Annotated in this window: 10 protein-coding genes; all 10 read right to left on the bottom strand. The window is 61.9% G+C overall.

The genetic code is table 11. The features are described 5' to 3' along the window. Positions 1-377 precede the first annotated feature (377 nt). Positions 378-1,586 carry a cyclic di-GMP phosphodiesterase gene (locus ACV4UX_RS03090; protein ID WP_491591868.1) on the bottom strand — a complete coding sequence of 403 codons (1,209 nt, stop codon included), beginning with the start codon at positions 1,584-1,586 and terminating at the stop codon, positions 378-380. A 170-nt stretch (positions 1,587-1,756) separates the two neighbouring features. After that, positions 1,757-4,186 carry a glycosyltransferase gene (locus ACV4UX_RS03095; protein ID WP_491591869.1) on the bottom strand — a complete coding sequence of 810 codons (2,430 nt, stop codon included), beginning with the start codon at positions 4,184-4,186 and terminating at the stop codon, positions 1,757-1,759. Positions 4,187-4,708: 522 nt separating this feature from the next. Then, on the bottom strand, positions 4,709-5,272 hold the full coding sequence (locus ACV4UX_RS03100) for a hypothetical protein (RefSeq protein WP_491591870.1): 564 nt from the start codon (positions 5,270-5,272) through the stop codon (positions 4,709-4,711). A 158-nt stretch (positions 5,273-5,430) separates the two neighbouring features. After that, a complete protein-coding gene (locus tag ACV4UX_RS03105; RefSeq protein ID WP_491591871.1) occupies positions 5,431-6,876 on the bottom strand; it encodes an outer membrane homotrimeric porin in 1,446 nt (481 codons plus the stop codon). A gap of 613 nt (positions 6,877-7,489) precedes the next feature. Then, positions 7,490-7,732: a hypothetical protein gene (locus ACV4UX_RS03110; protein ID WP_491591872.1), complete on the bottom strand. Its 243-nt coding sequence runs from the start codon at positions 7,730-7,732 to the stop codon at positions 7,490-7,492. A 329-nt stretch (positions 7,733-8,061) separates the two neighbouring features. Beyond that, positions 8,062-8,634, bottom strand: coding sequence for a type II toxin-antitoxin system VapC family toxin (locus ACV4UX_RS03115; protein ID WP_491591873.1), 573 nt, complete (start codon positions 8,632-8,634; stop codon positions 8,062-8,064). Continuing rightward, positions 8,621-9,442 carry a hypothetical protein gene (locus ACV4UX_RS03120; RefSeq protein ID WP_491591874.1) on the bottom strand — a complete coding sequence of 274 codons (822 nt, stop codon included), beginning with the start codon at positions 9,440-9,442 and terminating at the stop codon, positions 8,621-8,623. The genes ACV4UX_RS03115 and ACV4UX_RS03120 overlap by 14 nt, the downstream gene beginning before the upstream one ends. 9 nt (positions 9,443-9,451) lie before the next feature. Then, positions 9,452-10,372, bottom strand: a complete 921-nt coding sequence (locus ACV4UX_RS03125) for an IS1595 family transposase (RefSeq protein ID WP_491591875.1) — start codon at positions 10,370-10,372, stop codon at positions 9,452-9,454. Between the two features lie 117 nt (positions 10,373-10,489). Continuing rightward, on the bottom strand, positions 10,490-10,903 hold the full coding sequence (locus tag ACV4UX_RS03130; protein ID WP_491591876.1) for a Ros/MucR family transcriptional regulator: 414 nt from the start codon (positions 10,901-10,903) through the stop codon (positions 10,490-10,492). A gap of 124 nt (positions 10,904-11,027) precedes the next feature. Beyond that, entirely contained in the window at positions 11,028-11,672 is a 645-nt protein-coding gene (locus tag ACV4UX_RS03135; protein WP_491591877.1) for an EAL domain-containing protein, read from the bottom strand. Positions 11,673-11,805 lie beyond the last annotated feature (133 nt).

The raw sequence follows: 11,805 nt of genomic DNA on the forward strand, positions 1-11,805 counted from the left end.
GCGGGAGCCGGGCCTGACAGCCTGTCGCAAAAACCCCACGGGCTTCGTTGCGGGGAGAAGCCAAACCCTCACGGATGGGAACAAAGCTTCGGGCTTGGCCTTGTCCCCGCGCCTTGCCGGCGCGTTCCCCCAAGGGCTGCACGAATCGACGGTCTCAACGGGCAGCCCGTGTCGCGGTTTTGGAAAACTGGAGGATGTTTATCACAATCAAAAGGAATGGTTCGGGCCGTTTGCCTTGAACATCCGCAGGGGCGGATTGTGACGACGCACCACTAGTGTCGTGATTTTGAAAACATGAAATGTTTTTCAAAATTATAACCAATGGTTTTGTATGATTGCCTCAAGAGTCCGTATGGACGGATCTTGAGGACGCACCACTAGACGAGCCTGTCGATGGCCAGGTTCAGGCTCCTGGGGTCCAGGCAGGCCTCGATGGACAGGCCTCCGGGGCCGTCCTTGGGGGTGCGCGCCAGGTCCACCAGTTCGGGGCGCAGGGGGGCGAGCCTGCGCGAGTGGCTCACCTTCACCAGGGGGCGCGCCGGGGTCTCGGGGCGCGAATCCACCACCACGGCGTAGGTCTGGTCCGAGAGGCGCACGAAGGAGCCTGGCGGATAGACGCCGAAGCACTCCACGAATTTCTCCAGCAATCCCGGGTGGAAACTCTCGTTGCGCCAGGCGAACATGGACTTCACCGAGTCGTGGGGCGTGAAGGCCTTCTTGTAGACGCGGTCGCTGGTGAGGGCGTCGTAGATGTCCACGATGGTCAGGATGCGCGAGAAGGGGTCCTTTTCGTCGCCCTGGAGCTTGCGGGGGTAGCCCTGGCCGTCGTAGCGCTCGTGGTGGTGCAGCACGCCCAGGAGGATGTCGGTGGTGATGCCCGGCTGGCTGCGCAGCAGCTCGTAGCCCAGCACGCTGTGGCGGCGCATCACGTCGAACTCCCTTTCCGAAAGGCGTCCCGGCTTGTTGAGGATGTCCAGGGGGATCCTGAACTTGCCCAGGTCGTGGTAGAGTCCGGCGAAGCCCAGGCGGCGCAGTTCCTCGCCCTCCATGCCCAGGTGGCGGCCGAAGAGCAGGGCCAGCAGCGAGACGTTCAGGCTGTGGCGCAGGGTGTACTCGTCGTGGTGGTGGAGCTTGGCCAGCAGCAGAAGCTGGGCCGGGTCCGCCGCCATTCCGGACAGGAGGGTGTCCACGGCGGCGAAGGACTGGGTGTAGTCCACCTCCAGGCCCTCGCGCACCTTGCGCATCACGTCCATCACGTGACCAAGGCAGTGGGCGTAGACCTTCCCGGCCGGGGCGTCCTGGGGCAGGGCGGAATCCCGGGGCGCTTCGGTCGCCGGAACGGTCGCCGGATCGGAGCCTTGAGCGGCCGCCGGGCCGGAGGCCTGGGCGCTCCCGGTGCGCGGGACGAGGGTCCTGCCCGTGTCCACCGTGACGAACCGGACGCCGGATTCCTTCAGGGCGCGGATGCGCTCGGGGCCGTGCATCCAGTCGCGCACGGTCTCGAGAGGGCTCTGCAGGGTGCCTTCGCCCGCGCGCTCCACGTACATGCCCGGGACGAGCTGGTCGATGGGAATTTCCTTGAGCATGTCTGGCCCGCTTCTCTGCTTGGACTCGGGCGCGGCACGCATTCGCCCACAAGAACGCTACACTTTCCGGGCGTGCCGGTAAAGCGCCGCGCGTCAGGGAGGCGCGCCGGACGGGGAATCCTGCCCCGGACGCCCGCGCCGGGGCTGCGTCCGGGGCCGGGCCGGGCGGGTCAGCAGGCGCAGCGGTAGAGTTCCCAGGTTTCCATGAAGGCCTTGTCGAAGGAGCGCTCCTCCATGGCGACGCGGGCGGCGCGGCTCATGCGCCTGCGGCGCGGCTCGTCGCGCAGGAGTTCGGCCATGGCCCGGCAGAGGCTTTGCGCGTCGCCTCGGGGCGCGACGACACCCGTGACGCCGTCCTCCACGTTCTCCCGGGGGCCTCCCTGCGCGCCCACCACCACGGGCAGGCCCGAGGCCTGGGCCTCCAGGACCACGTTGCCGAAGGTGTCGGTGGCGCTGGGGAACACGAAGAGGTCGCAGGATGCGTAGAGGCGGGCCAGATCCTCGCCCTGGATGTAGCCGGTGAACACCGCGCCCTTGCCCTGGAGCCCGCGCTTCATCTCCTGGGCGTAGGGTCCGTCTCCGGCCACCACAAGGGTGGCCTCGGGCAGGGAGCGGCGCAGTTCCAGGAAGGCATCGGCCAGCAGGTGCAGGTTCTTCTCCCGGGAGATGCGGCCCACGTAGAGCAGGGCGGGGCCTTTGCGAACGCCCCAGCGCTCCAGGATGCCGTCGCGCTTGGCCGGTGTGAAGCGCTCGATGTCCACCCCCCGGGTGAACAGGGTGATCTTGCGCCGTTCGATGCCCTTGGCGGCAAGTTCGTCCCCGGTGGCCTTGCTGGGCACGAAGACCTTGTCCATCTGGTTGTAATACCAAAGCATGTACTTCCACATGAGCTCCTCCATGGCGTCGTCTCCCGTGAGGGCCTTGGCGTACTGGGGGAAGGCCGTGTGGTAGGTGCCGTAGACCGGCAGCTTGAGGATGCGCGCGATGCCCAGCGCCGCAAGCCCGATGGGGCCGGGCGTTGCCGAGTGCAGGTGGGTGAAGCCCTGCTCGTGGACGTATTCGAGCATCTCCAGGAAGGGAGGGTAGTGGAAGGTCTGGCCGGGGTACTCGGCCAGTTCGCAGCTGCCGATGGGCGCGAACTGGCGCACGCCCTCGATGTCCGCGCCGTCCTGGCGCGAGCAGGTGATCACGCGCAGCTCCTTGCCGTGCTTGAGGGCCATGTCCACCTGCATCCTGAGGGTGAGGGCCACGCCGTTCACGTCGTGGAAGGTGTCTGTGAAGTGGCCGACCTTCACGCTCTGGCCGTCCGTCCCGCCCCGCAGGGCGGCGTGGGCCTGGCGGCAGAGGGCGCGATCCTTGGTGAAGACGGTGTAGGCCACGAAGTAGGGCGCCAGGGCCGTGTAGAGCGCTCCTGCTGCGCCCAGGCCGTTGAACACGTCGAAGAGGTTGGCCCCGGAGAGCTGGCGCAGGAGCCTGTCTCCGAACCCGGCCAACACCTTGTCGGAGGCGCGGGTGACGAAGCGGAACCATTCGTCCTCCATGCTGGCCCCGGCGTGCTCTCCGGAACGCGGGACAGGGCCGGCCGCCGTCCCGGACTTGGCCATGGCGAAGAGGGCCTTGTCCTCGTGGATCAGGCGCTCGGCCTCGTGGCGCAGCATGTCCGGCAGCGAGCCCGAGGCCGGGGCGCGCCGCGAGCGCTTCACCGCCGTCCAGAGGGCCTGGAGCCGGAAGACCACGCCCGCCCTGCGGCCCGGGTCGCCCGAGAGGAAGCGGTCCAGGAAGGTGAGCAGCACGTCCTTGTCGACCGTGCGTTCCAGGCCGAAGCGCGCTTTGTAGAACTGGTAGGCGATGGCGTAGAGGTTGTGGGCCATGGCCTTGGGGGAGGAGTTGCGCCCGGCGGGGCGCGCGCCGCCCCGGGCCACGGCCTCCAGGAATTCCGGCAGGCTCTTCGCGCCCGGCACGTGGGTGTGCAGGGAGGCGATGCCCAGGGAGCTGTGGTCGTCTGAGCCGCCGGTAAGCCCCTTGATCCACGGTGTCGCGCCCACGGGCTCCAGTCCGTGGCGGTCTGCCAGGCGCTCCATGTCTTTGCGCGTCAAGCCGGCGAGGAGGTTCCGAAGGGTGTCGTTCTGGTAGGCGTCGCGGGTGCCGTTGAGCTCGAAGGTCTCGAAGAGCAGGAGCATTCGCTCGAAGTGCCAGGGCGTGAGCTTGTCGTTGACCCCGAAGAGCGGGTGGGCCAGCACGTGGACGATGCCTTTCCCGCGCAGGTAGGCCACGAGGTCGTGGATGTTCTCGCGGACCTTCTGGATGTCCTGGTGGATGGCCTCGTCGATGTCCAGGGCCAGCACGTGCGCCTTGCAGCCGTCCTCGGGAAAGTAGGTGGTGACCTCTTCGCTCACGAAGGTTCCGGGCAGGTGGGCGATTTCCAGCGCCCCTGCGATGGTGTTGTGGTCGGTGATGGTCACCAGGCCCATGCCCCTGCTTTTTGCGATCTCGTAGAGCTTGCGTGGTTCGGTGAAGCTTTCGGGACAGCCGAGCTTCTGGAGGAACCACTGGGAGGGGCGGGTGGAGTGCTTCGAGTGGACGTGGAGGTCGATTTTCATGGCCTGGCTCCTGGATTGTGTCGCAAACGCGGGATCGGCCCCGAGGGGCCGATCCGGCGAGTGGTCCTGGGGTTGTCCGGCGAGTGGCCGCGCCGGGCGGCGGGGGGGATCGTCCGGTCGGACCGGGCTGCGTGAAGGCAGGAGGGCGCGAGGCGGGTGGTGCGGCGTCGTGTCCTGGCGGACGGGCGCGCCGTGCGCCGGGTTTGGCGGCGGCTTGAGCCTGCGGATGATGGTGGCTGTGCTGCCAAGGCCTGCGACCTCCCTGTTCCGGGAGGGGGTAGCACGCGCTGGATTTTGCGTCGTGACGCCACGCGGTGGATTGCGTGACGGCTGGAGGCGGTCCTGTGTCGGGGGCGGGGCGGCCGGGCCGGACCGGGCTCGGAAGGCGCTGGGCGGGCGGAGCACAAAAGAACCGGAGACGGAGAACCGCGGCAGGGACGAATGCGAGCGGCCCCGATGCGCAGGGCCGTGCCGGGAGGAGCAAGGCGGGGCTGTCGGCGGGCGCGCGGACCGGCGCAGAGGCTATTTGGAGAGCGCGGCCTTCTCGCTGGCGAAGAAGACGTAGTTCCCGGCGATGCTGCCGCTGCCGGGGCTCACGGCGGCGGGAGGCTTGGAGGCGGTGAACATGCCGCTGTAGCCCACGGCCACGAAGTACCCGCCGGAGGGGTCCTTGGGGTGCTTCATGAGCATGTCGAAGGCGAAGCCGGAGGGCGTGATGGCCTGGGTGGGGTAGCTTTTCTGGGCCTTGGCGAGCACGTTGCCCTTTTCGTCGCAGAGGTAGGCGGCCAGGGTGAGGTCCTCCACGGTGTCGGCCCAGAGGGGGAGGTTCTCCTTGATGGGCCAGGCCGTGCCCTTGACCTCGAACTGTCCTTCATGAGGCTGCGTGAGCAGATCGAAGTGCATGAACTTGGCGTAGATCTTCAGGGATCCGCCGTCCTCCCAGGGCTTGACCACCAGATGGCCGGCCGTGAGCTTGGAGGAGCAGCCCGCCAGGGCCAGGGCCAGCAGGGCCGCGCAGGCCAGGAAAGGGCCGACCAGGATCGGGGAGCTGCCGCGCGGGGGGGCGCTGGAGAGGATCGCCATCATGGCGCAGGGATATCCCGAAAAACCCGGGCTGGCAAGCGGGTGGCCGGGGCGGGCAGCCACGGCGGGGTGGGCGTCTCCGGCAACGAGGTTCTCAGGGGAGCAACAAAAAGGCGGCCGGGGTTTCCCCCGGCCGCCAGGAAGGCGATCGGAAACAAGTCCTAGAACTTGTACTGGAGGCCGATGCCCAGCATGAACATGTCGCCGCTGCGGGCCTGGTTGACGAAGCGACGACCCCAGACGGAGCTGTCGAACTCGCCGTGGGACCAGCCGAAGGTGGCGATGGCGGCCAGGTTTTCGTAGATGTTGTAGGTGTTGTCGAAGTTGATGCCGAGCACGTATTCGGTCTCGGCCAGGTCGCGGCCCATCTGGTAGAACTGGCCAGAACCCAGGATGGCGTTGGCGCGGCGCAGGCCGGCGGCGGAGTTGGTGCCGCGCACGTAGGCGAAGGTGAGGCGGTGGCTCAGGTCGGCCATGAAGGAGATGTTGTTGAGCGAAGCGGTGAAGCCCCAGGAGCCCACGGGGTTGACGCCCACGTAGGTGTTCGTGAAGGCCTGGTCGGAGTCGAACAGGAAGGAGGTGCTGGAGCCCCAGGTGCCGGCGACGGTGGGCAGGCGTTCGGAGCCGTTGCGCAGGGAGGCGTCTTCACCGGTGGACCACCAGAAGGCGATCTGGGGGGTGAGCATGTCCAGGCCGGTGTACTCGGCGGCCACGTCGAAGAAGAAGCCCTTGCGACGGTTGGGGGCGCGGTCGTTGCCGTTGCCCTCGCCGTAGATCACGTCGGCGTAGAACTTGAAGGGATCCAGGGCGGTCACTTCGAACGCGCCGCCGACCCACCAGTAGATGTTCTGGGCGTTGCTGAAGCCGGGGGCCAGGGCGAAGGTGCCGGCGGACATCAGGTTCTGCTGCAGGGTGGCGTTGTAGAGGCCGCAGTTGCCGGCGCCGACGCCGTAGTTGGCGTTGCGGCCGGCCACGCCGAGCAGGGCCCAGGGGGTGGCGCTGAAGCCGTCCAGGGTGATGGGCACGGAGAGGTAGTAGCCGTCGAATTCGTCGGGCACCTGGGTGGTGGTGGGGTCCATGTCGCGGTTGGAATCGAGGAAGCGCATGAAGCCGCCCACGATCTTGACCTTGTCGTCCACGACGGGGATGTTCACCATGGCGGCGGCCACGTGGGTGTCCATGATCAGGGAGCTGCCGGCGAAGAAGGAGGCGTGGGCGATGGCCAGGGGCTGAAGACCGATGGTGAACTCCACGTCGGTGCCGGGCCACTTGAACTGCAGGAAGGCCTGGTAGACGTCGATGGCCACGCGCGGGTTGTCCACGGTGTAGGTGCCGTTGCCCCAGGGGGTGTTGTTGGCGCGGATGCCGAAGCGGAACTTGAGGTTCTCGTTGGTGATGAAGTCGGTGCGCAGGCGGAAGCGCTCCCAGATGGTGAAGGCGTCGAAGGTCTGGGTGCCGGTGCCGTCCCAGCCGGTGTAGTTGGCTTTGCTCCACATGTTGGCGTGGATGCGGGCGTCGCCGGTCATCTTGACCTCGGTGGCCGCGGAAGCGGCGGCGGCGCAAAGGGCCATGCTCACAAGCAGGGCCAGTGCCAGAAAACGTTTCATAAGGTTTGATCCTCCTCCTCGAGTTGATAAACGCTGCCACAGCCAGGAGGGCATGGCACAGGGCGGGAAGCCGCCTGGCCTCGCCCGAGAGCGAGGCCTCTTCCCTCCATGCCCTTGCCGCGTGAAGGCGTCCGGGGCGGCGCGCGGCGTCGCGCCTTGCTGCCCAGGCCGTCGGAGCGGATGATGACGCTCATCCGTAACACGGGCAAACGATGTGTAAATTGAAAACATCCTGCTGACAAGTCAAATCGAATGACATTTTTGTCAATGGGCACGCCTTGTGAAGGGGTGTGCGCTTTGAAAATTCAGTGGGTTGTCAGCCGTCACACGTCGTCTTGACATAGTGTGATTTCTATAAATCGGGATGGTATTGAGACTGACTGTCATGGTCAAGCGACTCGCGGCAGTTCGTGCACACGATGAGCAGGGCGTCCGGCATCCGCGCGGCAGCCCCGTCCGGTTCAGGGCGGTCGGCGGGGTCCGCAGGCCGGACAGCGGCGCGAAAAGACACGCCGGAGGGAGGGGACGGTCGCGTCGGGCGCGCGCCGGAGGAGGGGCCGCAGAGGCGGGCTTTCAAGCGCGGGGAACGGTGCTGGCCGGGGCTGGCCCCGGTTCAATGGAGGCAGGCGCGGTGTCCCTCGCGGGGCAGAAGGCGGATGAGGCGGGGTTCATAGGCGGCGCGGCCGGGTTGGCAGCGCGGGCAGCCATCGTAGAGGAGCAGGCAGTCGGCGTCGAGGAATTCCGGAGGAACGCCCATCCAGAGCGCTTCCTCGCCGGGTTTGCACTGGGAGAGCACGGGCGATTTGCATCGGCGGCATTCGGCGTAGAGCAGGGAAGGATCGAACGTGGCGGACATGACGGCCTCCCGGTTCGCGAAGTTCAAGCCGACGGAGCAGTTCCTCCATTGTATGCCACGAGTCCAAAACGATGTAAAGCGCTGCGCCGGATGGCCGGAACCGGCCCCAAAAAAAAGGCGATATTATACTTTGCAAACCCAAAGGGTGACGAAGGCGGATTGAGGGGAGAGGCGGAGGCTAGGCTTCTTTGGCTTTTTCCCTCTTGGACGGCGCAGCAGGCGTGCGGGCCACCTTGAGGAGAGAAGCGTCAAAAGCGGGTTCGCTTTCGTCGCATTCAAGGGACTTAGCGACTGATGTAAACTTATCAAGTTGAGTTTTCTCACCTTGCTTAGTTGGCTTCTTTGGCATCGGTGTCTCTTATTCGAATATACCTGACATTGTCTTTGCCAAGTTTAAGCAAAGACGTTTTATAAACTTCCTCTACTGGCGGTTCTGGTGGCTTCCTTATTATTAACTCTCTGCCTTCCTCATTCCTGATAAGTCCGTTTAGACATAGCAGATCGGACCCGTCGAAGGTATGAAGCTCTTCCGCGCCGTACATCAATGCAGTAACAAGATGAATTGCGTCTTGAGGTTTTTTGAGCCCCTTGTCCGCATAATATCTCAAATAAGACCTCGCCGTCTTGGCCACTTCCAAGTCGACGGAAGCTATAATTATGAATTCTTGAGAGAAAAAATCTTCAATTATTAAGTCATTTTCTTCGGCTAGAACCTTATATGGCTCTTTGCACTTTGTTTTATATACTTCGGCTAGCGTAAGAGTAGAAACCAATATCTCGACGTTGCCCTTCATGGCTTCAGACATGATATACTCACATCCTGGCCACTTGTTTTTTTCTTCATTGATAAGGCCAAGCCATGTACATGAGTCCCAGTAATATCTTGGCTTACTCATCAACATCCCCCCGCAAGGTGTCCAGATATTTATCTGGAGACATCCCGCCAGTAAAATTGGGGTCGCGTATATTGTCTAAAAGAATTCTGCCTGGATCAACTTTGGTAAAGCTTTGAAGAGTAACCCTGGATATGGTGCCATCTTTGTTGTAACTGATGGTGCCCTTAGCCAGAACTCTTTGTTGATCCCATACATCACGCCAGTCGTTACTTTCAGATATTATGTCAATTTTTTCTTTGGGTACGACGCACCATATCTTGGTCCTTCTCAACCTATCAAATAGCTGTATTGCTGGGTTACCGTAGTGCTCCCCAATGTCAATAATATGCCCATCAATTGTCCCTATTTCATTTCTCTTTAAATCATTTCCAATCGATATAATTTTTTTATAAGCACGCACAGCCATGATTGGGGTAACTTCTAGTGGTGGAAGATCGTCAAAAAAATCAATCGAAAATTTTCCAATTCCATTTTGGGCGCGCTTCAAAATGTTGGTCGCCGACTGAATTTTCGTCCCCTTATTCCATTCAAATGGGATGCGGCCTTCAATTAGATTGACCAAATTATGTTCAAAGCAGTCCTTTAGCTTTTTTGCCTTTAGGTCAGTGACTTGTACTGTATGGCCTGGAGAGAAGGCTTCACATACAATATTGAATGGAGATTGCTTGCTTGCAGAAACTAAACGCCAAGAAATATCTCCGTTGTCGCGCAAAAGATTGAAAAAGTCTTGCAATTGGTTAAAGGCGTCCTCTACATCAAGTATGTCTTGATGTAGCGCAGAGGCATCGATGGTAATGCTTATTTTTTCAGCCATCTTCGTCTCCTAGGCCGCCATTGGTGAGCCACGGTAGGTCAGCCTCTTCCCGACCGCCCCAAGCAACGCAGTGTCGGCGCGCTCCTCATCGCAAACTCTCCGTTCGTTATATCTAAAGTCGAACTCCGCAATATAACGGTGAAGGTGTTTCTTTGCACAGTGCTGATAAACGCCCTTCATTCCTCGCTTGAATATGCTAAAGAACCCTTCAACAGTGTTCGTGTGAATTATTCCCCTTCCATATTCTCCCTGGTTGTGTCGGACAAAGTCATGAGATGCAAAATCCCTGCCGAGATATTTATATTGCCCAGCCTCATCGGTCATAATCCGAGTTTTGCTATCAATTTGTTCTTTCAATATGGGCAAGAGGGTTTTGACCTTAAGGTCATCAACCACGATGCTCACAGTCTTTCCCCCACGCTCGACAAGAGAAAGAACCTTGTGCTTATGGGCAAACCCTCGCCCCCTCTTATCCCCCTTGGGCTTAACAGTGTAATCGTGGCCAATGAAAGTCTCATCCACTTCAACGATTTTCCCCTCTCCCCCAAGGGCCGGAAGGAAGCCATCTTTCATGGCTTCGCGGATTCGATGCGCCATGAACCAAGCCGTCTTGAGGGTGACCTCAATCGTCCGGTGAAGCTGGTTGGCGCTGATCCCCTTCTTGCTGGCACACATAAGGAAAACCGCCTGGAGCCACTTGTAGAGAGGCACGTGGCTGGACTCAAAAACAGTTCCGATCTTAACCGTGAACTGTTTCCGGCAGTGCCCGCATTTCCAGAGCCCAGGCCGCGTGGCCTTACCTTTTAGCGGATAAATTTTCTGGCTGCCACTACAATGTGGACAAACGGGGCCATTCGGCCAGAGAAGCTGCTCAAGCTTTTCGATGGCTGCCAACTCGTCGTGAAAAAATGGCTTGGATAGGATGCTCATGGTTCCCCTCGTTGCTAGAGAAACCATACTCATTCGGGTTGGGTTTGGCAAGTATAATATCGCCAAAAAAAAGCCCCCGTGGATGCACGGAGGCTCGCGGTCTGCGTGTGCGAAGCCCTACGCGGGCTTTTTACGGCGCTCCCAAAGGCGCATATCCAGCATTTTCTTGCGGCGCGCGCGCTGGAGTTCCTTGCAGACCAGGGGGGTGTCCTTGGAGTAGCCCCATTTGGCGCGGTACTCGTCGGGGGTCAGGCCAAGCTTTGCCAGGTGGCGCTTGGTGATCACCTTCATGGACTTGCCAGTCTCCATGCAGATGATGGACTTTTCCCGGATGGCTTTCTTGGCGTCCAGGGGTTTGCCCTTGGCGTCGTCCTGGGCGATTGGCGATGATGCTCCTGCTCCGCCCTGCACGACGGCTTTCAGTCCGTGCATGAGGTTGCGCACCATGCTCACGATTTCCTGGGAGGTCATCACGCGGACTTTAGCCTGTGCCCTGACGATCTCCAGTGCTTCCTTCAAATAGTCGTCCATGAGGTCTCCTTAAACAACGGAAACAATCCAGCAGAATAGATGGATTGAATCTATCCGAATTTATAGTTTTGTAAATCTGTTTTTTCTCGGGGACCCTGCGGGATCGCGGCAGCCTGGATCGGCGCTAGACGGACGCAAGGCGTTCCGAGTGAGGCGGGAAGAGTGGTCCCTGGCCGAAGCGCATGCCCGTCTGGCGCAGCATGGAGAGTTGCGCCCTGTTGCGCACGCCGCTGGCGGCGGGGATCATCAGGAGGTTGTCCGCGAAGCGTGTGAAGCTGGCAAGCTCAGCCGCGCCGTCCGGGTCGCTGGTGAGGGTCACGGTGTCCAGCGCGCCCAGGCGCAGCACGTCGGCCGGGAGCATTTCAAGGAAGGGGCCGGACGCGGCGTCCAGGCTGTCGATGTCGACGCCCAGGCGGAACCCCCGGCGTTTGAAGGACATCAGTTGCTCGAGGGCGCGAAATCCCAGGGCCTTGCAGATCGAGTCGGAGAAAAACAGGCAGAAGCGGGCCGCGTCCTGGTCCATGTCCTGGACGGCGCGCGACAGGCGTTCGGGGGCCTCGCGATCGGCCATTTCGCGCGTGCCGAGGCGCACGCAGGCGAAGGCGTCCTTGGCGAAGAGGGCGTGCTCGCCCCTGAGCAGGGCCTTGGCCTGGGAAAAGCCCGGCAGCAGGCGGGAGCGAAGCACGGCGGGGCTCAGCTCCACGGCGGCGACGGTCTCGTCCGTGAGTTCGTAGAGCGGACAATAGAGCGACGGGGAGTGTAGGAACACGCCCTGGGCGTTCGCGGGGGAGATTAAGGCATGCATGGCGCCTGTACTGGCAAAATGCATGCCATGAGTTGATTCTGAACAACACCATACAATTCAAAGTGTTTTATATCTTGGCAACCTGTGCGTTCCTGGA

Source organism: Fundidesulfovibrio sp., from assembly GCF_058402725.1.